Below are 21766 nucleotides of genomic sequence, written 5' to 3'. Positions count from 1 at the left end.
CTTTCGAGTTTCGCAGGGCGCTTACTGGCCGCTGTATGGTGTGAATTTTATGTAGTCAGTAGGTCACATTTCGTGAATAAGTTGTGATAGTACACACAAAGCTATGGAATGTGAAGTGTGTTACTGGGAATTGAGTGGTTCCTAGGTGCTATGGCGAGCGCTTAAGGTAGGAAGTGCAGGGCTTTTCCTAAACGCAATGCGGAGCTCAGCAGGGTGCCGTAGTACTTATTGGGTAGCCAGCTTGGCCCGCGCATCGGCATGATCCTTTGGGAAGAGATATTTTTTGCTTCCGTGTACTTAGTCAGGCCCTCGTGGCCGTGGCGGCGACCAACGCCAGATTCCTTGACGCCACCCAGTGGGGTAGAAATCGAGGCCCACGTTGAAGCGTAGCCATCATTGATAGTCACACTTCCTGCATCGATTTTCTCAGCGATGGCCTGAGCGGTCTCTGGCTGGCCAAATACGGAGGAGTTTAGACCATAGGGCAATTTATTTGCCTGTTCGATTGCCTCTTCGACATCGCGCACGCGTTGCACATATACCACTGGACCAAAGACCTCTTGCTCTGCAAGCTCGGTGCCATCGCCCAAATCAGTGAGTACCGTGGGTTCAAAGTGATAGGGGCCGATATCCGGGCGGGGCTTGCCTCCGGTAATAACGGTTGCACCCTTGTTTACTGCGTCATCGACAAAGTGCTGCACTACATCCAATTGATCTTGGCCGATGAGCGAACCCATCGTGTAGTCCCAGTTCAAACCAGAGCCAAGTTTGATGGATTCGGTTGCTCGGCGGAATGCGGTAATGAATTGATCGAAGATGGCTTCGGGAACGTAGATGCGTTCGATCGAAACGCACAGCTGGCCCGAATTTGAGAAACAGGCGGTAGCGATGGTGTCAATATGCTTATCGATGTCTGCATCCGGCGCGATGATCATCGGGTTCTTTCCGCCCAGCTCTGCGGAGTATCCAACAAGGCGCTCGCCTACGGTGGTACCCAAAATCTTGCCGGTCTTGGTAGAGCCGGTAAACATCAGGTAATCGCAGCGTTCAGCGATGGCGGAACCGACGACTCGGCCGGAACCGGTGACGATCTGTAGCAGATCCTTCGGCAGTCCTGCTTCCTTTAAGAGATAGAGGGAAATCAGGTTAGAAAACGGCGTGGAGCCGTCGGGCTTGGCCACGATGCCGTTGCCTGTAAGCAGTGCCGCAACGGCATCGGAAATGCCCAGCGCTAATGGATAGTTCCACGGGCTGATTTGCCCTACAACACCCTTAGGAACCCGCTGTAGGCGAGTCTTAGTAATGAATGGAAATGCACCTGGCTGTTTCTGTGTAGCAAGTAGCTTTGGCGCATTATTTGAATAATAACGCGCGTTGTTCAGTACATCGAGTACCTCATCAAAGGCGGCCGTGCGGTCCTTACCGGTCTCCAGCTGGATGAAATCCGCCAGCAGCTCGCGGTTCTTGGCCACGAGGTGATGGAAGCGCTTAATTACCTTTACGCGTTGCTTAACGTCAGTGTCAGCCCAGAGCATTTGGGCTTGGCGTGAACGACGGAAAGCTTCATCTACGTCTTCTTCGGAACCTACTCCAACCCACCCCAATTCTTCTTCGAAGAGAGGGGAATGGACCGCTTGGTGTTCGCCTTTATCCAGCGAACCGGTGGAGTAGTTGGTGGTGAGATGTTGCAGTTCGGTCAGTAAATGCTGTGGCAAAGGCCGTTCTTGTAGTCGGCGGGGTAAAGACATGTAATGCACGCTCCAGGGAGATTAATGAAAAGGTTCGTGAGCTTAAAGCCCACGAACAATGAAGAAGCCGGTGTGTTTTAGAATGGACAGCCGGCTGCACGGCGTGCGGCTACTGCATCATCGGAATCCGGCTTGTCGGTAGATTCTGCGGTGGCCGCAGAGTCCTTAGCCTGGGCGGCGTTGTAGCCTTGAATCTTCTTCGGCTCCTTGTACTTGCCCTCGATCATGCCGTTTTTGATCATCAGGGAGCGACCCGGCTCCATGTAGCGCTTGTCCTCTGGCAGGTGATCCATGATGAAGCGGACGGACTTGGCAATGCGGTCGAAGCGCTTTTGATCGCGCTTGGACCACTTGAGATCCAAGATATCGCGGTACTTCTGGGGCAAGGTGGCCACCGTCAACCAGATGGCGCTGCGCATAATCGGCTTCCAGATAACTTTCCACACGGCCTCTGGAACACCTTCCGGAGCCTTGACTGGTTCTACGCGTGCAGTACGTAGTGCGAAGTCAACGGTCTCATTGCGTTCGAGGACGGTATCTGCCATCTCGTCCATGTATTTGATTAAGTCATCGTAGTTATCGATGACCGGACGCTCAGACATGCCGTACTTATCCCACCACGTCACGCCTTCGCGGACGATTTGGTCGCGCTCTTCCTTGGTGAACGGGGTGCCGAAAAGGTCTTGTGCGTAGATGACACGGTAGACAAAGGTCGCATGTGCCCAGTAGTAGGTCTCTGGATTTAGAGAGTGGTAGCGCTCGCCATTTTTCAGCGTGCCCTTAATGGTGACGTGATAATCGCGGATGCGCTCGCCGATGTCCCCGTCGTCATAGATGGACTGAATAATCTGCGGCGTGGAGCGCTGCAGGCGGGCGAATGGCTCGTCGAAGAACTTCGAGTGATCCAGGAGGGATTGCCCGATGGCCGGGTGCATATTCTGCAAAATGCCGGTATATCCGCGCAGCAGCTGCAGGCGGTTATCCGATCCCCACTTCCACAGCAGGGAATCTGGACCTAAGGGGGCGCGCCGGAGTTCGCGCTTCGACTCCTTTTCCTTACTCGGGGCAGCGGAGTTGTTCTGGTCGTTGTCCTCCGGAGCTTGGTATGCACTGGCATTAAGCGAGTTGGACATTTTAGCCCTCCCTGGTTTCGATTGATATTGAATGCTGTGTAGCGTAACACACGCCACATTTGGACTGTTGCCTAAACCACAAATTTGGGGGTGTAGTGAGGTGGGTTAAATATGGCCAGTGTACTGGCTTGAACCGCTTAGAGTTCCAAGATTTTGTACGGCAAACCTAGGGTCGAGGATTGCGATCTTGGCAATAACCCCTTAGTCTTTGTGTTCTGTATCTCATTTAGTGCTGTCGTTTGGAAGAACTCACAAGGATTTATGTTTCCTTCGGAGATGCTTTCGCATTGGATGAGACGGAAACTGGGGACCTATTTAAATGGGTCACCGGTGACAGGGAAGAAACGATGTCTTTAGGCGTGTTTCTTCGCTTTGTAATCTTTCAAAGAAAGGTGCCTTCATGGGCAGAATAAGCATTCCAAAGTTTGCGGCCGCTCTGGCTGCAGGTCTCGCGGCATTCGGCGTTACAGGTTTTGCGGTAGCCCAGGGTGGTTTGACTGCCAATATTGCCCTATCGGGAACCTTTTTTAAGGTAAATATGAGCCACCTTGAAGGTGAAGGCCTGTCGATCTTTGTTGATAGAGATCAAATGGGAGAGGAAACCATTCCGGCCGCACGCTTGAAGTTCGAACATGCCGTGGCTTCTAACCTATGCTTATCCGCCAATCTTCCGGATGTTCCTGGTGTGGGCGAGACCACCTTTGCTCTCCGTGCGAACGGAGATGACAGCGTGGAGGTCAGAAACCTATTGGTCGGTGCGACCGACATTAAGGGAGAGCTGGATCTGACCAACGCCAACGTGGGAGTCGATGCAAGTCAGGTTAATGACAAAGCAGATCCAGGCTCATGGGGCCTGTATGCGCAGAAGGTGACCTTGAGCGCAGATGATATTCGAACGACCTCGGTCGGAGCGGAAAAGCTCGCTGCTTCCGGAGTGACCGTGACAGTGAAGAGGGGAAGCAATAACAATGCCTGCTAAGTCCTCTGATGATGAGACTTTGCGCATGCCTGCGGTGACTGACCCCGATAATGGTGCCGAAACCGCTGAATCTATGGAAGGAACTGCTGGGATTGCAAGTGCGGCGGGCAACGCGGCAAAAGAGCCTTCGCAGTCGGTGGCGGACGCAGTCAAAAGTGCCAATGAGGCTCATGCTTCTATGGCGAACGACGAAGCTATTGCCCAAGTAGCAACCAAGCAGAGCCGGTGGAAGCGGTTTAAGCACTGGCGCAAGCGCCGCCCCTTTGCCGGTGGACTGCTACTTATCCTGTCTGGAATCGCCATCGCCGCGCCCGCCTATATTACTGTGCGTATTTCTGATCTTTTGGTGATGATTTCTACGGTTTCTGGTGTTTCGACGTTGCTCATTGGCGCGGCACTTATCATGTTTGGTTTAGGCTCCTGGTTTAGGCAAGAGACCTCGACTTACTTGGGTGTTTTGAGCATACTTGTAGCCATTATTGCGCTGCCCACCTCAAACCTTGGCGGCTTTCTCATCGGTAGCCTGTTGGGCATTATCGGCGGTGCACTCGCCTTTGCTTGGCAGCCGCAGGATCGGCAGAAGGTGTCGAATAAGGAAAAGTCCGAGGCGAAAGAGGTGGCGGTTTCCGCATGAGGCTATTCAGACTAGTCTCGCTATCGCAAGGCCCTTCCCCTCGCGCGTTAAAAGCAAGTGCGCTCGCGGTGCTCTGCGTTTTTATGGCAGTGTGCGTGGTCAACCATCCTGAGAAAACCCGCGCGCAGGAAGATTTAGCCTTGGCACAGTCTGAACTTAGTACTGTCACCGCTGATAATGTCACGCTGACCGGAAACGTGACAGCCTCGCTTGTTACGGTGCAAACGGCACAGGGCGAGCAGCGAGCGCTCAAGCTGGTGGGTGATAAACTTGCTGCGCGAAATCTCGCCCTTACCCTTCCTAGTGTTGTGGGACAGGGAAAACTGACTACCGGGGATGTGGAAACCACCGTTACTGATGGGCCGGTAACCGTGCTGGCGGCCGGGCTGCAGACAACCCCCGCGGTGGTAGACCATCCCACCATTCCGGTGAACGTGGATTTGGACAACGAGGATATCAATGCCGTACTTGATCAGTTGGGCGTTCCTGCTCCGCACGCAGTCCCCGATGCTCCTATTCCCAATCCCCTGATGGAGCGCATTTCGCTACAAGACGTCACCATGGAGCTGGTTAACCTGCAAGGCGCGAATCTGCACGCCCCGCAAGTCCAACTCACAGTGAGGTAATCATGCAGCGGCGCTCCCTTAAGAATCGTTGAACTGCGATTGGTGCAGGCGCCAATAAGCGCCCTGGGCGCGCAGCAGTTCCTCGTGGGAGCCTTGCTCGACGATGCCCCCGTTTTCCATCACCAAGATCAGATCAGCGTCCCGGATGGTGGATAGGCGGTGGGCGATGACGAAGGAGGTCCGCTCGGCACGCAGGGCATTCATGGCCTCTTGGACAAGCACCTCGGTGCGGGTATCCACGGACGAGGTCGCCTCATCCAAGATGAGCAGTGCGGGCTGGGCCAAAAAGGCGCGGGCGATGGTAATCAACTGGCGTTCGCCGGCGGAGATGGCGCCGCCATCTTGGTCGATGACGGTGTCATAGCCTTCCGGCAGGGAGTGGACGAAGCGATCGACGTACGTTGCTTTGGCCGCGGCGATGACCTCATCATCCGTGGCATCGAGCCGGCCGTAGCGAATATTGTCCATGATGGTGCCTTCAAAGAGGACGGCATCTTGTAGCACCATGCCCACTTGGGAGCGTAGGGCGGTCCGGGGCATGTGGGCGGTATCGTGGCCATCGATAAGAATGCGCCCAGAATCGATGTCATAAAAGCGCATGAGCAGGTTGACCATGGTGGTCTTACCGGCACCGGTGGGGCCCACGATCGCCGCGGTTTGCCCCGGCTCCACGCGCAGGTTGAGCCCGGTAATAAGCTCCTTCTCCGGCGAATAGGAAAAGTCAACGTCCTGGAACTCCACGCGGCCGCGGGCACGGCCGGCCAGCTCATCGCTGGTTACCTCCAGCGATTGTTCTTCCGCATCGAGGAATTCGAAGACGCGCTCGGCAGAGGCCACACCGGATTGCACCTGTTGCATCATGCCGCCCAATTGGCCCAGTGGCTGGTTAAATTCGCGGGAGTACTGGATAAAGGCGGTGGCCTGGCCCAGGGTCATCTGCCCGTTGGCCACGCGCAGGCCGCCAAGCACAGCGATGGCCACATAAGACAGGTAGGACATGAATTGCATGATGGGCATCATGATGCCGGAGAGGAATTGCGCCAGCGCGGAGGAGTGGAAGAGCTCGTCATTGCGCTCATCAAATTGGCGCGTCATATCCTCCGTGCGGCCAAAGACGATGCCTAAGTCGTGGCCGGAGAAGGATTCTTCTACCTGGCCATTGAGCTGGCCGGTAGCGCGCCACTGGGTTTTGAATTGGCGCTGCGAGCGCCCGCCGAGGACCCCGATGATCAGCGCGGTTAGCGGGAGCGCCAAGAGTGCTACCAGGGCGAGCCGCCAAGAGATGCTCAGCATCATCACGGTGATGCCCAGGATCATCAGGATGTTATAGAACAGCTGGGACAACGCCTGTTGGAGGGCTTGTTGCACATTGTCGATGTCATTGGTGGTGCGCGAGAGGATATCGCCGCGCTGGCGGGAATCGAAGTAATTTAACGGCAGCGCATGCACCTTGGCTTCTACGCGCTGGCGCAGCTCGTAGACCGTGTCGATGGTCAGGCGGTTTAAGATGAGCCCCTGCCAGAGCTCGAAGGCGGCAGAGACGATGTACATCGCGATCACCGCGATGATAAGCGTGCCCAAGCGGGTAAAGTCGATGCCCTCGCCGGGAATGAAATCCATGCCGGAGGCCATATCGGCCACCTGATCTTGGCCTTGGGCGCGCATGCCGTCGATGGCCTGTTGCGCCGAGATGTCAGACGGCAGCTCGCGGGCGATGACGCCAGAGAAGATGACGTCCATGGCATCACCCAAGATCTTGGGCGCAAATACCGCCAGGAAAACGCAGACGATATTCATTGCGGCCACTACCGCAAGCATGCGTTTATAGGGCATGAGCAGCAGTAACAACCGTTTAGCAGAAGGCCAGAAATTCTTGGCCTGGCGCGGTGCGGAACCGGACCATTCATCAGCGGCAACCTTGGCCTCAAGTTCTTGGAGCTCAGCTTCCTCAGCGGAGGAGTGGTGGGTGGTGTCTCTGGCCATTAGTGCTCGCCTCCAGCTACTCCAGCGGTTTCTTGGGATTTAACGATTTCCTGGTACACATCCGAGGATTTCAGCAGCTCCGTGTGGGTGCCGCGGGCGACGATGCGCCCGGCATCGATGACCAAAATCTGATCGGCATCTTGGATGGAGGCCACGCGCTGGGCCACGATGATGGTGGTCACGGCCTCGCCGCGCTGGGCAAAGGACTGGTGCATGGCGGCGCGCACATTGGCATCTGTGACCACATCCAGCGCGGAAAAGGAATCAACAAAGAGATAAATGCGTGGCTGGGCCACGAGCATGCGGGCGATGGATAGGCGCTGGCGCTGCCCGCCCGATACATTGGTGCCGCCTTGCGCAATCGGCATGTCCAGGTCATCGACGAACTCCGCCTGCGCCACGCGCAGTGCCTCCCATAATTCATCATCGGTGGCCTCGGGGCGGCCCAACCGCAGGTTGGAGGCCACCGTGCCGCTAAACAGGTAGGCCTTTTGTGGCACCAGCGAGACGCGGCTGACGATGTCGGGGCGGGAGAGGGAGGTTGTGGGGGTGGCATCGATAAGCACCTCGCCCTCGCTCGGAACGTACAGGCGCGGGATGAGGGAAAGCAGCGTGGTTTTGCCCGCGCCGGTGGAACCGATGATCGCGGTGGTGGTGCCGGGAGTGGCGGTAAAGGAAATATCCTCTAGCACCGGGGCATCCGCGCCGGCATAGGAGAAGCTGACATTGCGAAATTCAACGGTGCCAGACATGGTTTCCGGGGTGACGGTATCTTGCGGCGGGGTAATGGACGGCTCGTGGCTTATAACCCCGGTGATGCGGCGGGCGCACACGAGGGCGCGCGGGAGCATCATCGCCATAAACGTGCCCATCATGACGGCGGCGAGGATTTGCAACAGGTATTGCAGGAAGGCGGTGAGCCCGCCGACATCGACAAGCCCGGCATCCACGCGCTGGCCGCCAAACCACAGCACGGCGCCCGTGGCCACGTTCAAGATGACGGTGATAAGCGGGAACATGAGCACAAAAAGCTGGCCGATTTTCAGCGAAAGCTGGGTAATGTCCTTATTGGCCTTGGTAAAGCGTTCAGTTTCATAGGCCTCGCGCACAAAGGCTCGCACGACGCGGATGCCGGTGATTTGCTCGCGCAGGGTGCCGTTGATGGTGTCCAGCTTGTCCTGCATAGAACGAAAAAGTGGCATAAGCCGCGCGATGAGGACGGAAATGGTGCCAAGCAGCACCGCGACAGAAACCCACACCAACCAGGACAGTCCGGCGTCCTCCCGGATGGCCATGATGATGCCGCCGATGGACATAATGGGCGCTGTGACCATGAAGTTCAGCATCATCATGTAGACCATCTGCACCTGCTGCACGTCATTCGTGCCGCGGGTAATAAGGGTGGGCGTGCCGAACTCGCTCATATCTTCTGCAGAAAACGTGGTGACCTTGCGGAAGACCTCGCTGCGCAGATCCCGGCCCACGCCCATGGCGGTGCGGCTGCCGCACCACACCGCGCCGATGGCGGTAATGACCTGGACAAAGGCCACAATCAGCATGATCGCGCCGGTGTGCCAGATATAGTCGATATCGCCCTTGGACACGCCCTCATCGATGATTTTGGCGTTCAAGGACGGCAGATACAGGGTAGCCGCGGTGGACAGCGCCTGCAGGATAAGTACCGCTAGGACATAGGGCGTATAGGGCGCCGAGCGGGTAAAAAGGATTCGGACTAGATCCATAAACCTGCGCTTCTTTCGAGGGAGAATAGGGATTAACCAGCAAGCATATCTGGTGGGCGCAGATGGGGCGAACGGTTTTTATATTTAGGCACCTGACCGTAAGGGCGAACCTAGACCAAGACGTGCGCCAATTGCGCCCTGGCGATGACGCTGGTCCAGTCCTCAAAATCCGTGATCGGCGTGCACAGTCCCTCCCACGTGGTGACGGGAATACCGCGGGCCTTTAATTCCATGACGATGAGCTCGCGGTCCCCGTGGGCGGCCAGCTGGTGGACCTCGTTATGGGTGATATCGCCGTCTACTCCCACGCGCACGTTTCCTAGCAAGCGCAGCCGCGGGGTAGTACCCGGTGCGCACTCGTGCGGCACGGCCTCATCAACCACGCCGGCAAGCCCCGCAAAGCGGCGAAGTAGACCGAACGGTGCAGTTTTTTCTGAGATGAGGTCTACGCACATGCCGGCGCTCAGGAGTCTTTCCACGGCGGATAAGGCGGCAGGACCTTCCCCAATGATGGCGACACGCTGCATAAAAGTTCCTCCTCGGGCGAGTTCGGCCGGCCCGCAATAGACTACATTGTCTATACATCTAGTCAGCTTGGTTCAGAAATAAAACATTTTATTCTTCCCTTCGGCCAAGCTCAGCGCCCTTTCCAGAAAAACGTGCTGCGTGAGCTACCGCGGTTGCCTAGTGTGTGAGCTCATGAACCCAACGACGAACCTGCTGGATGGTGGACACTCCTTCCGCGATCCCCATATCTCGCCCGAAGGCACGCGCGATACCGCGCCGCTTCCCGCCGAGGTGGCCGCGCGCAATGAACAGCTAGTGGACACGTGGGCGGATAAGCTCTACGCCGAATCCGCAGAAAGCATCACCGAGTGGGCCGCCGAGCACGCCCCCGGCCGGTTAGCGGTGACGATGTCCATGGAAAACACCGTGCTGGCAGAGCTCTCCCACCGCGCCGGGCTCGCTGCTGACCTGCTTTTCATCGATACCGGCTGGCACTTCCCGGAGACCCTCCAGGTGGCCGAAGAGGTGGACAAGCGCTACCCGGATCTGCCCCTAGTCCGCGTGCTGCCGCTGCTGAGCCCCGAAGAGCAAGACGAGGTCTACGGCCCGCGCCTCTACGCGCGCGATACCGCCGCCTATAACCGCATGCGCAAGGTCGAGCCGCTGAATATGGCCATGGATCCTTATGCCGGATGGGTGACCGGGCTGCGCCGGGCCGATTCCGAGCACCGCGCCCACGCCCCAGCACTCAGCCTGGACCGCACTGGGCGGCTAAAGATTTCGCCGATGATCACTTGGAACTTGGACGATACCGATAAATACATTGCAGATAATGACCTCATCATCCACCCGCTGACCCTGCAGGGATACCGGTCCATCGGCGATGCGCCGTTGACCTTCCCAGTCGGCGAGGGCGAGGACGCCCGCTCCGGGCGAGTATTTGCAGATGGCAAGACAGAATGCGGGTTACACGAATAATGAGCACACTTTCCCCACACCTACAAGACCTAGAAAATGAATCCATCCACATCCTGCGCGAGGTAGCCGGGCAATTCGATAAGGTAGGCATCCTCTTTTCCGGTGGCAAGGACTCCGTTGTCGTCTTCGAGCTGGCCCGCCGCGCCTTCGCCCCGGCCACGGTGCCTTTTGAATTGCTCCACGTGGATACCGGGCATAACTTCCCCGAGGTCATCAAGTTTCGCGATGACTTGGTCGCCGAATCCGGCGCCCGCCTCCACGTTGCCCACGTCCAAGACTGGATCGACAGCGGTGAGCTGCAGGAACGGCCCGATGGGACCCGTAACCCATTGCAGTCGGTGCCGCTGGTAGAGAGCATCGCCAAGCGCGAGTACGACGCCGTCCTCGGCGGTGCCCGCCGCGATGAGGAACGCGCCCGCGCCAAGGAACGCATCTTTTCCATCCGCGATTCCTTCGGTGGCTGGGATCCCCGCCGCCAGCGCCCCGAGCTGTGGGATCTGTACAACGGCGGCAAAATGGCTGGTGAAAACGTGCGCGTATTCCCCATCTCCAACTGGACCGAATCCGATATTTGGGAATACATCGGCGCGCGCGAGCTTGAGCTGCCGCCCATTTATTATTCCCACCAGCGCGAGGTCTTCAACCGCGGCGGCATGTGGCTTTCGCCAGGTGAATGGGGCGGACCGCAAGACGATGAGCAGCTAGAAACCCGCACCGTGCGCTACCGCACCGTCGGCGATATGTCCTGCACCGGTGCCGTCGACTCCACCGCCTCCAGCCCCGATGAGGTGCTCGCGGAAATCTCCATTTCCACCCTGTCTGAGCGCGGCGCCACCCGCGCCGATGACAAACTTTCTGAATCCGCCATGGAAGACCGCAAGAAGGAAGGCTACTTCTGATGACGACTACCCTCGCGCCGAATGTCGGCGCCCTCAAACAGCGCGATACCCTGCGCTTATGCACCGCCGGCTCCGTTGATGACGGCAAATCCACCTTCGTCGGCCGCCTGCTCTATGACACCAAGTCCGTGCTCGCGGACCAGGTCGAGTCCATGGAGCGCTCCTCTTCCGATCGCGGCTTCGACGGCATGGACCTATCCCTGCTTGTCGATGGCCTGCGTGCCGAGCGCGAGCAAGGTATTACCATCGACGTGGCCTACCGTTACTTTGCCACCGATAAGCGCACCTTCATCCTTGCCGATACCCCAGGGCATGTGCAGTACACCCGCAATACGGTCACCGGCATGTCCACCTCGCAGGTGGTGGTGCTGCTTATCGATGCCCGCCACGGCGTCGTCGAACAAACCCGCCGCCACCTCAACGTGGCCGCCCTGCTGGGTGTGCGCCACGTCGTCCTTGCGGTCAACAAGATCGACCTCGTGGACTACGATGAGCAGGTCTTCCGCGATATTGAGGCTGAATTCCAAAAGATTGCGCAGCGCCTGGGCATCACCGACACCACCGTCGTGCCCATTTCCGCGCTCAAGGGCGATAACGTGGTCGAGCGCTCTACCACCATGGACTGGTACACCGGCCCCACCGTCCTCGAGGTGCTCGAGACTATCCCCGTCGCCACTGGCCGCGCCGATGAGCTGGACTTTCGCTTTCCCATCCAGTACGTCATTCGCGAGCACGCCACCGATTACCGCGGCTACGCCGGCCGCGTGAAGGCCGGGTCCATCTCCGTGGGTGATACGGTGCACCTGCCCGAAGGCCGCACCAGCACCGTCACCCAGATCGACACTGCCGATGGCCCCGCCCCCTCCGCCGCCGCCGGCGATTCGGTGACGCTCCTGCTTGCCGATGCCATCGATCTCACCCGCGGCGATCTCCTCGCCGGCGCCCAGCGTCCCCAAGCCACCCGGGAATTCGACGCCACGGTGGTCGGCTTAACCGAAAAGGATCTCAAGCCCGGTCAGATGGTGAAGCTGCGCTACGGTTCCTCCTTGGTCAAAGCCCGCATCGCCACCATTGCTCGCACTTTGGATCTCGATGGTGTGCCCGACGTAGAAGACCCCGAGGCCGTGGTCATGAACGATATCGCCCACCTCACCATCCAAACCCAGGCCGAACTGCCCGTGGAGGACTACGCCGCCCGCGGCGCCGTGGGCAACTTCCTGCTCATTGATCAATCCTCCGGCAATACCTTGGCCGCCGGCTTCGTGGGCCACCGCCTGCGTTAATTCCGAGCCCGCGCTCGGCGCGAGGGCCTCCCGGAGCTCTGCTCGGCGCCGCACACGTGCCGCAGTGCCGCACGCCCTGACCGCCTGCCACATTGTCCAAAACAACCGCGTTTCTCCTAAAATCACCCCAATTTTTAGCGAAACGCGGTTGTTTTATGCATCTGCGGCCAACCCCAATGAGCTAGCGGCTTAACACGTCAGCAGATCCTCCACGATTTCCTTTGGCACGCCAGCCTTGGAGAGCTTCTCTTCGCTAAAGCACGGGTAGTTGGAAGGGTAGCTTCTGCCATCCTTTTCAATTGCCGCCCAGGTATCCCCGGACCACTGGTACAAGGTGTGGAAGGAAGTTCCTTCATCACCGGCGAAGAGCCAGTTGGCATCGCAGTAGATTTGCACGGGCCTATAAAAACCACCCATGTGGGCTTCAGCATAGGATCCGCACTTTTCACCCGTGCTCGGTTCCTGGCTTCCAGCTTTTGCCTGCGAGTCCTTCTGTCCCTGAGAGTTCGCATCCCCGTTCTGCGCAGTAGCGTCCTTCTTCTTTTCGGCCAGCTTGGCCTCAGCATCAGAATTAGCTCCAGCACCTGAGTCTTTGCCAGTACCTTTGACCGCGTCTTCTTTCCCGGACGAGTCCGCCGTCTTGTCGGCAGCGTCAGAGGACGGCTTGGCAGAGTGGACATCCCCAAACGCAGGTTCGTGCGCCTGATCTTTTGGTTCTGCCGCTCCGGTATAAGCCCACGTACTGGCCGCTACCAAAGTGATGACCGCGAGGATCGCGATCACGACGGTAACGATGCGCTTGCCGCGGCCTTTAGGGGAGCCGGTCGGTTCCGAAGATTCTGAAGGCTGAGTTTTGCTCAAGAGAGGGGCCCTTAGGTGGTGTAGGGAGGAATAAAGAGAATGGCAGTGAAGCCCTTTGCGCATTTACTATAGCGTGAACGCGCACACGACGGGACGCAGTTGCTCCCCGAATCGCGTTATTACTTTCAGGCCTCTCATCCAAGGAGCCAGGGCAATAAACAAACCAAGGGCATAAAACGTTGCGGCCGAGTCCGGCACGCGGGCCGCCTGCAGGTATCGTCGCAGGCATGGAAAACTTATCTGGACGAACCCTCTTCGTGGCGGCCGTGGATGCCGAAGCTGCACACATTCCGGACAGTGAAGCGCTGCTTATTACCGGTATCGGCACGGTTCCAGCGGCGATTTCCCTGACCGAGGTCTTAGCTGAGGCCCGCGCACACGATGCTTTGCCTGAGCGCGTGGTCAATATTGGTACGGCGGGCGCGCTCGTCGATGGCATGGATGGCGTCTTTGAGATCAATAAAGTAACCAAGCACGATTTCAAACTAGACGTTCTGACCGATATCAGCCGTTACCTCCTGCCAGAATTCATCGAGCTGGAGAACTCCGGCGAGCTTCCGGCACGCGGCCTGGCTACCGGCGATATGTTTGTCTCAACTACCGCACTGCGCAATGAGCTGGTGAAAAAAGCCCAGCTGTGCGATATGGAAGGCTATTCCATCGCAGCAACCTGCCAGCGCTTCGGCGTGCCCTGCACTCTGCTGAAGCAAGTGTCTGATTCCGCCAACGAGGAATCGATGGGTACCTGGGCCGGTGTCTTGGACCGCAGCGCCCGCCAGCTTGCCGCTGCCGCAACTGACCTAGGCTTCTTGCGCTAACAATCTTTTCAGTTATCCATCCGACGTGAGACGAATGAACTGGATGTAGATCAAGAGAGGCCCGCTCAACGTCATTTTGAAAAGACGATGAGCGGGCCTCTTTATTATGGAGCAGCTTTACGGAGTAGTCCCGTGATTAGTTCAAGGCACGCCGCCCAATGAACACAGCTGCTGCCGCTACGACACTGGCCAACAGGGCGAGCCCTCCTAAGCCGCGACCGCCGGTATTGGGCAGATCGCCTTTACGGATATCGGCCACCTGCATGACGGAGTGGTTCGCATCCTTTTCATCTTCCTGGATAGAAATTTCCGGATACTGGTCCTTTCCACCCTCGATCACGATTTCGGGTTTTCCAGACTCTCCAACGTCGATGTTGAAGTAAATCGGGCGGCTAAGTAGCTGGTAACCAGAAGGTGCTTGTGTTTCTACCAGCTCATATCGATTACCCGGCTGGAGATCGAAAATCCGAGTCTCACCATCGCGGATTGTCCCTACATATTCGCGGTTATCCCCATCCACCTTATTAAGGGTGAACTCAGCACCTTCCAACGGCTGGGGCTTGTCATCGAAACTGACTTTCTCCACCGACAGATCAATTTTCACGGAAACGGTGTCATTTTCAATCGTGCAATTAACGATGCCCCGGAATGGAACATCCACGCCAAATCCTGGTTTTTGAGCATCGTCAATATTGCGTACTTCGGAGTCCTTAGTCTTCCACGAGTTGCCCTCACGCACGCGTGTCGTGCATACGGCATTCTTGTCACCTTGCTTGTGAAGCTTATGCCCAGGCTGCTGGTGCTCAACTACAGTGACGGATTGACCCTGCCCGTTTTGTTGATCCAAAGACCGTCCATAGCGTCCGTCTTCACCGGTGACATCGGTCACCTGTGCCGCACGTCCCTTTCCATCCTCGCCGTCGATGATGGCTGCTTGACCACCGTCAACAGTGGTATCAAAGTTCCAGTCCTTCCCCGGCGTCACCGAGCCATCTTCGCCGTGAACAAGTTTGGTCACGTTGATGGAACCAAAGCAGTCCTTTAGGACTAGGTCATTGAGCCGATCTACCAAATTATTGAAATTATCCACGGTAGTAACAGCGTCATTACTGGAGATAAATTCACCGATTGAACGCGGCCCAAGAACTCCCGCCCGCCAGATCTCCGGTTGATTCGTAATGTCGTATTGCGTGGCTGTAGCACGTTCCGGGGTATCCCACATCAAGATCTTGCCTTGGTCTGCAAGATCCCGCACATAATACAAGTTATTCACCCGACCCTTTCCGTCGGTGTAACTTGGGTACCCGTAGCCGTCCTGGGAGGGCCACGGTTTCCTTACACCGTTTGTCACACCGGGCACCCTAGGAGTCCACTGGCGTTCAACGACGGGCAAATAAAAGTATTCATTTTTAAGAATGTGCTCGTTAAGTTGTTCGATATTCACCATGACTGTCTCGATGCGTGTACCGGATGCCTTGAGACGATTAGCCTCGTGAACTGCGGCCGATATATCGAGTTGATGGGTATAGGTACCGTGGTCATAACCGTAAGGATAATCTTCATTATTCGTCGTCGGTAGCCCGTCGGTGATGAAATAAACGACGTCGAACTGTCCGGCAGGTACCTGGTTTAAGCCCGCCTGATAATTGGTGCCACCAAGTCCCTGGGGGACTTTCGGGTCCGTGATGGTGTCGATGGCTTTGACAGCGCTGCGCAGCTTCTCCACATCAGCATTATCGTTTAGGTTCAACGTATCTGTAGACACACCGGGAAGGTACTTCGCGCCCGAGGCGAAGTTATAGATCGCCATCTGGCTTCCTGTTCCCTGTAAAGCGTTAATAACGCTTAGTCCTGCATTACGGCTAGCAACAACGCCGGCATTATTGTTTTCTTTGATCGAATTAGAAGTATCGAAAACTAAGGCGATATTTCCACCGCAACGATTTGGCAAGGCCGGATTCGTCGACGAGGCTGGCAGCCAATTCAGCTGATCGCGAGGGGTTTCTGGCGCATTGATATCGACCTTTGGTGCGTTACGTTAAACCATTCAGGGCCCTCATGCCACAGCGTCATCTGACAATTAGGTGATCTCCCCGCGTTCAATGGGAACTGGGCTATGGCATCGAAGGATTCAATCTGCAACGGAGCCCGTTGGATCTTTTGATTGAGTTTAAAGAAGACTCGATTTCCACTTACCGTCAGCGTGAAGTCACGGTTATTGCGCAGTTCTGTCCAACTAGAGCTGTTGCCGAATTTTAGCTGTATCCGTGAATCTGCGGTATTAATGGATCGGGAAAGATTGCGGAACCCGTTAATGGTTACCTCGACGACGCTTACATCCTTACCACCGTCCATCTGCGTGCTTACCAATTGGTTATTCTGAAATCTGAATTGCTGATTATCCCACCAAGTTTTCACCTGTAGATTACCGCGTTCCATTTTGCATTCATCCCACTTCCTATCATTTGGGATCGGGCGGTAGTTTGGTGAGTTCGTGGGATTTCCTGTTGCCTGAGCATGCGCAGTCGGCGTGGGGGAATATTCCGAGTGAGTTGGAGTTACCCCAGGGACGGCCCCAAATGTCAGCATGAGGGTAAAGGCAGCTACTGCGCTTGTCCGCACCTTGCGGGAGAAGCTGTGCATTGGTGTCGTCCCTTTCATCGTTGGTCACCTTTATTATTTCGACGGATAAGCAGCACTCCGGCCGCGATGAGGCCAGCAGCCAGAACAAGGATTCCGAGTACGGAAGCGCCTGTTCGTGCTAATTGGCTGGGTTTGGGTTTCTCAGGACCTGCTGGTGGGGTATCAGCAGGCGAAGTTTCTTTTGTTTCGGAGCCGTCAGATCCCGGCCCCGGAGGCGTTGTTTCTTCGGGTGGTGGAGTCGAATTAGGCTCCGATGGAGTTGGAGTGGGGGTGGGCGTCGGCCGTGGATCGGGGATATCCGTTGGTGGTGGGACATGACCGCCGCCGTCGTCGGTTTTGGCTACTACCTTGAGATCATGTAGCCAATTTCCTTCCTTGTCGGTGGCAGGAAGCAGGACGATCATAGGCTGGATATCTTTGTGCCTTTCCCCGCTGCGTTGGGGAGGGTTTATCTCGATTAGGTACGCGCCCGCCGGGAGGTTATCGAAGCGAACCTTACCAGTATCATCGCTGATTTCTTTCCTCTTTACCTCGGTAAACCCCAGATCGCGTGCCTTTTGCGGAGTGAGGTTGAGAGCATCCGTATATCCCTGGCGCGTACGAATATCAAGACCCGCTACCTGCGCCAATTTGAAGGTGTAACCACTTAATGCCCCTGGCGGTAGCTCGCCCTCTTTAACTTCATCAAATGGATTACCGGTAGGCAGAGAAATTGTAAGGGAATTGAGCACTTGACCGATGGAACTGGGGTCTACCTGGGTGGATGCTGGGGCATACCCAGAAATCACTTTGGCATCAGCAGGTGCTGTCGGCGCAGCCAATGTCACGAGACATCCTGCGCACAGGGCAGCCGTTGCCCTAGCTAGCCTGTGGTTTTTAAACATTTATGCTTCCTCTAGTGATACTGACTGGCCGAACTTCGGCTTTTCCTTTTTGTTCATTTTGTAAAGCCAGAAAGTGGCCGCGATGGCGATAAGCAGTGCAGCAGCCATAAAAGCCCACATCCACCACGTCCAGTGGAGGCCTCGAGGGGTAAAGGCTTGTGCTGCCTCTTCATCGAAGGGAACGCGCTCGGCCGTAACCAAAAGACGATGGGAATTAACGCCATAGGGCGTGCATGTGATGAGGGTGACTTGGTCCTTGCCAGCTTCTGGCCGGAGAGAATCCGTCTCGTGCGGAAGCACGACCCGGATGTCGTTGACCTGGTATTTCATCCTTTCACCGGAGACGCCAACATAGATTGGGTCTCCTTCTTTGACCTTGTTGAGATTGTCAAAGAGCGTGGCATTCACTAGCCCGGTGTGTGCAGTTAAGACTGAGTGCGTTCCTTCCCCGCCGACAGGGAGATCGGATCCGTACAAGTGCCCAACACCCTTTTGAAGGACGTCCTCACTGGTTCCGTGATAAACGGGAAGATCAACGTCAGCAGAAGGTACAACGAGGCGAGCCATCACGTCATGGGCATTTAATTCGGATAAATACGCTTGGTAGTCAGCGTTATCCTCAGAAATACGCGTGAGCCAAGGATCAAGGATCGGACCCGCTGAATGAGTCTTGTTATACTCTTGGGCTGCGGCGAATTGCTGGGCAAGCAGCCCCTCATCCGCATCATCGATGTCGCTGCTATAAGAATCAGCTGCGCGGAGCTGTTCCCAGTTATTGAGTTGTGTCACCGCCACTGGATAAAGCAAGAGCCCGATGGCAAGCAGCGCGAGGACAATGACGGGAACTGCCTTTTGCGGCAGTGTCTTCGATGTGTTCCTGTGCTTCCCTTTGACCGCGGAACTAGAAGTACGCAGTACCATATAAAAATTTCCTCACTCGCCGGACTCGGCATCTCCGTTGTGGTGGTGTAAAATCTCGTGGAATCTGTCCCCGCGCTGAAGCGAGGGGGCAGTCCACGTATCAGGGAGTTATGTACCTGTATGCAGTCGAATTAACTCCCAGGTGCTTAACCGAGGAGTCGGTTTAGCTTTCTTTGTTCGCGCGGCGAGCGAACCAGAGTGCACCGCCTGCTACCAATACAGCGAGTGCGCCTAGAATGCCGATACCCATGCCACCGGTAAGCGGGAGCTGCGGCATTTCGGAACGCTTGTTCTTAATAGCCGCTTCGTATTGCACAGGTGAAGCGGTTTGGAACTTGTCCTCATTAGAGGCCAGCTGGAAGGAATGGATCTCGCTGGTTGCGACGAATCCACGCGGGGCTTTGGTTTCAACGAGACAGTAGGACTTGGAAATGTCTTTCGAATCATCTTCGATGTTCGTGACATGGATGCCATCGATGGTCACGTTGCCGTCGTCATTAGTCGTCCACTTAGAAGTGCCGTCGATGGAAATCTTATCTTGGTCTTTCAGCTGCTCGGCTTGTGTTTCGTTACCTTCACAGCGGTAGAGCTCAAACTCCGCACCCTTCAGTGGGGTGTTTTTGCCTTCCTCGGTCTTGACTACCTTGACTTGGCCCCAGTAGGACTTGACCTGATTAGACTTGGTTTCGCTCTCATCTTCCTGGTGGGGATAGTGGACGAACTGACGAGCCTCGTTCACGGCAATGCCATCGGTGCCTTCCAAACTCTTCACCTTGGCGGTAATGGTGAGGTCGACGGTGGTTCCAGCAGGCAGTCCCGAAAGCTTTGCCAGTCCGGCATCAGTGAAACTAACTGCAACCTTGCCGTAGTCTGGACTTACTACGTCCTTATTGATTTTCAGAGAATAGTCACCATCTTTAGCGATCTGGATGTTGTTTGATGGCACCACGCTGGCATCAACGAGCTCGAGGTTCTCGGTGTCAATGGTATCCGTAAGGCGGAATCCCTTAAGCTTTTCGCCTCGCGGGATGACTGGCACGTTGCCGTGGACAATATACTCGATGTTGTCGCCGACGTTTTTGTTGGCGTCTTTGACTTCCTTGGTAACACCTGCGGTGGTGTTTTTCGGCTGAACCACCACATTATAGTTCCATCCATTACCTTCACCGTTGGTGTACGGAAGCGCCACGATAAATGGGGTGGAGGGGGCTACTTCGGGAGCTTGATAGGTTTTTTGGGTATTGACATCCATAACCTCACCATCGATAGTTTCTTCGAATAGCCAGATGCCCTGCTTAAGATCAGATTGCGTGGAGTCAAACTTCAGCTGGCCATTGTCCCCAGTCTTGCCGGTAACCGTGGTCGTCGTTTTGGTGGCGCCGGACTCTGTGTAGTTGGCGGCGGTTAGGCTGCCCAATTTTTTCGGTTCTACCTTGCTGACGTCGAGGAGGGTCCCGGTGAAAGTTGCACCTTTCAGTGGGTTACCGGTTACAGCGGGGTCTGCCGTACCGGAACCGGCCTCGCCGATGCTGGTGGGATTGAGGCGCTTATCAATGGTGAGGGTTACCGGTGCATTCTCATCAATGACAGGTGAGGGGGGCTGCGGGGGCCGGGGCATCCTGAGCCACGGCGGTTACTCCGCCCAGGGATAGCGTGAGTCCGATGACGGCTGCGGCGCTCGCAGACCGAATATATGCAGTTTTCTTCATGCGTGAAAAGCCTTTCTTTGCTTAACACCCAACGTATAGAGAGGGAATTCTGTAACAAGGTGTTAATGACGACATCCAGGAAACGGTACTTTCGTTTACCTTGTGAACACATTAAAAAGATTTCCAATTGATGTGCAATAGCCTTGGCGTCACGTTATTTCCACCTGCGAATATGCTGAAAAAAGTTTAAAGTTCGCTGGCGACGTACCCCCCGAAAGTGGTTGTTAATTGCATTTATGGATGAGGTGGTGCACCTGGGGTGCTCCTATATAGCTTGTCAATCTCCCGGGCGGGGTGGACGGGATGGATCTTCGACTCGGGATTTTTAGGTGCGTTGTTTTTCATGAAATGCCCCAGCTTTCCCATCTACTCAAACAGAACAAAACCTAGGGCACTTCACCAGTGCTTTAGCGTGCCCTGCACTCTGCTGAAGCAAGTTTCTGATTCCATCAACGAGGAATCGATGGGCACCTGGGCCGGTGTTTTGGATTGCAGCGCCCGCCAACTTGCCGAAGACGCAGCTGACTTAGGCTGCTTGCGATAAAACTCTTTTCAGTTATCCACCCGTCGTGAGATGGACGAACTAGATGTAGATTAGGAGAGGTCCGCTCAACGTCTTTTTTGAAAGATGATGAGCGGGTCTTTTGTTAAGGAACAGCTTTACGGAGGGTCCTGCAATGAACTCAAGGCACGCCGTCCAATAAATATAGCTGCTGCTCCGACGCTGGCCAGGAGAGCTAATTCTCCTAAGTCACGACTGCCGGTATTGGCCCTGCCTTCTCTCGATCTGCATTTCGGGTTCTCCAGCTTTTCCGACGGCAATGTTGCAGTAGATCGGACGACTAAGCGGGCTGCTAGTCAGAAGGTCCTTGTGCCCCCATATACGCTTATTGAGCGTGAGTTCAGAGTTTGTCAGCAGTTGCTGCATCTCCTCCATGCTGATTATCTGCGCGGAAAGTTCAGTTTTTCCGCTGTACTATAATTAGCATTAGTGCAATTTTCTATGCTTGGGATGAAACGTCCACGCCGTGGGCTAGTTACGGATCTGTAAACTTTCGCGAACTGCCGTCATGAGAGAGTGTTGTTCAACACAGTTTACTTGTGATTTTGTAGGAAATTTTTATGGGCGATCTGCTAATGCTTAATCAAAGTGGTGAATTGGCTTGCAGCTTTTTGATCGAAAATGTGTTCCATGAATCTATATTTGCCGGCGGTGTTGACCTCCTGCGGGGTGCGCCGATTTCCCTTTTCCGTCGCTGACGCTTTATTGAACGCCTTAATGGATGTAGTGAAGGTTAGTTTTGTCCTAGATTCTCCTACTGCTGTTGTTGACAGTTGACCTGTTATGAAGTGAATGAATTCGAAAATATTTTCACTTAATTGCTAAAGCTAGTTTTCTGACTGATGTTGCCGTGACG

General features: G+C 55.8%; 18 protein-coding genes. 7 read left to right on the top strand and 11 right to left on the bottom strand.

Annotation, left to right across the window (positions count from 1 at the left end):
• Positions 1–161: 161 nt before the first annotated feature.
• Both HMPREF1287_RS07255 and HMPREF1287_RS07250 read right to left on the bottom strand, forming a co-directional pair.
• Entirely contained in the window at positions 162–1748 is a 1587-nt protein-coding gene (locus tag HMPREF1287_RS07255; protein WP_023018074.1) for a succinic semialdehyde dehydrogenase, read from the bottom strand.
• A 77-nt stretch (positions 1749–1825) separates the two neighbouring features.
• Positions 1826–2881, bottom strand: coding sequence for an oxygenase MpaB family protein (locus HMPREF1287_RS07250; protein ID WP_023018073.1), 1056 nt, complete (start codon positions 2879–2881; stop codon positions 1826–1828).
• A gap of 400 nt (positions 2882–3281) precedes the next feature.
• Here HMPREF1287_RS07250 and HMPREF1287_RS07245 point away from each other — a divergent pair, with 400 nt between their 5' ends.
• From HMPREF1287_RS07245 to HMPREF1287_RS07235, 3 genes are read left to right on the top strand one after another with little or no spacing between them, the layout of a single operon-like run.
• Positions 3282–3860: a DUF6230 family protein gene (locus HMPREF1287_RS07245; protein ID WP_005279354.1), complete on the top strand. Its 579-nt coding sequence runs from the start codon at positions 3282–3284 to the stop codon at positions 3858–3860.
• Positions 3850–4494: a DUF6114 domain-containing protein gene (locus HMPREF1287_RS07240; protein ID WP_023018072.1), complete on the top strand. Its 645-nt coding sequence runs from the start codon at positions 3850–3852 to the stop codon at positions 4492–4494. The genes HMPREF1287_RS07245 and HMPREF1287_RS07240 overlap by 11 nt, the downstream gene beginning before the upstream one ends.
• Positions 4491–5120, top strand: a complete 630-nt coding sequence (locus HMPREF1287_RS07235; RefSeq protein ID WP_023018071.1) for a hypothetical protein — start codon at positions 4491–4493, stop codon at positions 5118–5120. Before HMPREF1287_RS07240 ends, HMPREF1287_RS07235 begins: the two co-directional genes overlap by 4 nt.
• A gap of 18 nt (positions 5121–5138) precedes the next feature.
• Here the strand turns inward: HMPREF1287_RS07235 and HMPREF1287_RS07230 are convergent, their stop codons facing one another.
• The 3 genes from HMPREF1287_RS07230 to HMPREF1287_RS07220 all read right to left on the bottom strand — a co-directional run bounded on the left by HMPREF1287_RS07230 (position 5139) and on the right by HMPREF1287_RS07220 (position 9372).
• Complete coding sequence (locus HMPREF1287_RS07230; protein ID WP_023018070.1) at positions 5139–7103, bottom strand: ABC transporter ATP-binding protein; 1965 nt, start codon at positions 7101–7103, stop codon at positions 5139–5141.
• Positions 7103–8845: an ABC transporter ATP-binding protein gene (locus HMPREF1287_RS07225; protein WP_023018069.1), complete on the bottom strand. Its 1743-nt coding sequence runs from the start codon at positions 8843–8845 to the stop codon at positions 7103–7105. The genes HMPREF1287_RS07230 and HMPREF1287_RS07225 overlap by 1 nt, the downstream gene beginning before the upstream one ends.
• Before the next feature lie 110 nt (positions 8846–8955).
• Positions 8956–9372: a hypothetical protein gene (locus HMPREF1287_RS07220; RefSeq protein WP_023018068.1), complete on the bottom strand. Its 417-nt coding sequence runs from the start codon at positions 9370–9372 to the stop codon at positions 8956–8958.
• Between the two features lie 172 nt (positions 9373–9544).
• Between HMPREF1287_RS07220 and HMPREF1287_RS07215 the strand changes: the two genes are divergently transcribed.
• From HMPREF1287_RS07215 to HMPREF1287_RS07205, 3 genes are read left to right on the top strand one after another with little or no spacing between them, the layout of a single operon-like run.
• On the top strand, positions 9545–10330 hold the full coding sequence (locus HMPREF1287_RS07215; protein ID WP_023018067.1) for a phosphoadenylyl-sulfate reductase: 786 nt from the start codon (positions 9545–9547) through the stop codon (positions 10328–10330).
• Entirely contained in the window at positions 10330–11229 is a 900-nt protein-coding gene (gene cysD, locus HMPREF1287_RS07210; RefSeq protein WP_023018066.1) for a sulfate adenylyltransferase subunit CysD, read from the top strand. Before HMPREF1287_RS07215 ends, cysD begins: the two co-directional genes overlap by 1 nt.
• Positions 11229–12512, top strand: a complete 1284-nt coding sequence (locus HMPREF1287_RS07205) for a sulfate adenylyltransferase subunit 1 (protein ID WP_023018065.1) — start codon at positions 11229–11231, stop codon at positions 12510–12512. Before cysD ends, HMPREF1287_RS07205 begins: the two co-directional genes overlap by 1 nt.
• A gap of 189 nt (positions 12513–12701) precedes the next feature.
• Here HMPREF1287_RS07205 and HMPREF1287_RS07200 read toward each other — a convergent pair whose 3' ends face one another.
• Positions 12702–13373 carry a hypothetical protein gene (locus HMPREF1287_RS07200; protein WP_023018064.1) on the bottom strand — a complete coding sequence of 224 codons (672 nt, stop codon included), beginning with the start codon at positions 13371–13373 and terminating at the stop codon, positions 12702–12704.
• A 227-nt stretch (positions 13374–13600) separates the two neighbouring features.
• On the opposite strand from HMPREF1287_RS07200, the gene HMPREF1287_RS07195 reads away from it, so the two are divergent.
• Complete coding sequence (locus HMPREF1287_RS07195; protein ID WP_023018063.1) at positions 13601–14191, top strand: nucleosidase; 591 nt, start codon at positions 13601–13603, stop codon at positions 14189–14191.
• A 136-nt stretch (positions 14192–14327) separates the two neighbouring features.
• On the opposite strand, the gene HMPREF1287_RS07190 is transcribed toward HMPREF1287_RS07195, so the two are convergent.
• The 5 genes from HMPREF1287_RS07190 to HMPREF1287_RS07180 all read right to left on the bottom strand — a co-directional run bounded on the left by HMPREF1287_RS07190 (position 14328) and on the right by HMPREF1287_RS07180 (position 20257).
• Positions 14328–16142 carry a SpaA isopeptide-forming pilin-related protein gene (locus tag HMPREF1287_RS07190; RefSeq protein ID WP_232218839.1) on the bottom strand — a complete coding sequence of 605 codons (1815 nt, stop codon included), beginning with the start codon at positions 16140–16142 and terminating at the stop codon, positions 14328–14330.
• Positions 16143–16174: 32 nt separating this feature from the next.
• Positions 16175–16852, bottom strand: a complete 678-nt coding sequence (locus HMPREF1287_RS12710; protein WP_232218837.1) for a hypothetical protein — start codon at positions 16850–16852, stop codon at positions 16175–16177.
• The gene (locus tag HMPREF1287_RS12155; RefSeq protein WP_023018060.1) at positions 16849–17718 is read right to left on the bottom strand and encodes a hypothetical protein; all 870 of its coding nucleotides are present in this window, start codon (positions 17716–17718) and stop codon (positions 16849–16851) included. Before HMPREF1287_RS12155 ends, HMPREF1287_RS12710 begins: the two co-directional genes overlap by 4 nt.
• Positions 17719–18639: a class C sortase gene (locus tag HMPREF1287_RS07185; RefSeq protein ID WP_023018059.1), complete on the bottom strand. Its 921-nt coding sequence runs from the start codon at positions 18637–18639 to the stop codon at positions 17719–17721.
• Positions 18640–18802: 163 nt separating this feature from the next.
• Positions 18803–20257: a SpaH/EbpB family LPXTG-anchored major pilin gene (locus HMPREF1287_RS07180; protein WP_023018058.1), complete on the bottom strand. Its 1455-nt coding sequence runs from the start codon at positions 20255–20257 to the stop codon at positions 18803–18805.
• Positions 20258–21766: the final 1509 nt, after the last annotated feature.

Source organism: Corynebacterium sp. KPL1986 (genome assembly GCF_000477975.1).
GTDB classification, from domain to species: Bacteria; Actinomycetota; Actinomycetes; order Mycobacteriales; family Mycobacteriaceae; genus Corynebacterium; species Corynebacterium accolens.
This window is presented reverse-complemented; position numbering and strand designations above follow the sequence as displayed.

Coding starts and splice junctions, on each gene's coding strand:
- HMPREF1287_RS07235 (WP_023018071.1), top strand. CDS start 4,491: ATGAGGCTATTCAGACTAGTCTCGCTATCGCAAGGCCCTTCCCCTCGC.
- HMPREF1287_RS07230 (WP_023018070.1), bottom strand. CDS start 7,103: ATGGCCAGAGACACCACCCACCACTCCTCCGCTGAGGAAGCTGAGCTC.
- HMPREF1287_RS12155 (WP_023018060.1), bottom strand. CDS start 17,718: ATGTTTAAAAACCACAGGCTAGCTAGGGCAACGGCTGCCCTGTGCGCA.
- HMPREF1287_RS07225 (WP_023018069.1), bottom strand. CDS start 8,845: ATGGATCTAGTCCGAATCCTTTTTACCCGCTCGGCGCCCTATACGCCC.
- HMPREF1287_RS07185 (WP_023018059.1), bottom strand. CDS start 18,639: ATGGTACTGCGTACTTCTAGTTCCGCGGTCAAAGGGAAGCACAGGAAC.
- HMPREF1287_RS07205 (WP_023018065.1), top strand. CDS start 11,229: ATGACGACTACCCTCGCGCCGAATGTCGGCGCCCTCAAACAGCGCGAT.
- HMPREF1287_RS07250 (WP_023018073.1), bottom strand. CDS start 2,881: ATGTCCAACTCGCTTAATGCCAGTGCATACCAAGCTCCGGAGGACAAC.
- HMPREF1287_RS07240 (WP_023018072.1), top strand. CDS start 3,850: ATGCCTGCTAAGTCCTCTGATGATGAGACTTTGCGCATGCCTGCGGTG.
- HMPREF1287_RS07180 (WP_023018058.1), bottom strand. CDS start 20,257: ATGCCCCGGCCCCCGCAGCCCCCCTCACCTGTCATTGATGAGAATGCA.
- HMPREF1287_RS07215 (WP_023018067.1), top strand. CDS start 9,545: ATGAACCCAACGACGAACCTGCTGGATGGTGGACACTCCTTCCGCGAT.
- HMPREF1287_RS07220 (WP_023018068.1), bottom strand. CDS start 9,372: ATGCAGCGTGTCGCCATCATTGGGGAAGGTCCTGCCGCCTTATCCGCC.
- HMPREF1287_RS07245 (WP_005279354.1), top strand. CDS start 3,282: ATGGGCAGAATAAGCATTCCAAAGTTTGCGGCCGCTCTGGCTGCAGGT.
- cysD (WP_023018066.1), top strand. CDS start 10,330: ATGAGCACACTTTCCCCACACCTACAAGACCTAGAAAATGAATCCATC.
- HMPREF1287_RS07255 (WP_023018074.1), bottom strand. CDS start 1,748: ATGTCTTTACCCCGCCGACTACAAGAACGGCCTTTGCCACAGCATTTA.
- HMPREF1287_RS12710 (WP_232218837.1), bottom strand. CDS start 16,852: ATGAAAGGGACGACACCAATGCACAGCTTCTCCCGCAAGGTGCGGACA.
- HMPREF1287_RS07195 (WP_023018063.1), top strand. CDS start 13,601: ATGGAAAACTTATCTGGACGAACCCTCTTCGTGGCGGCCGTGGATGCC.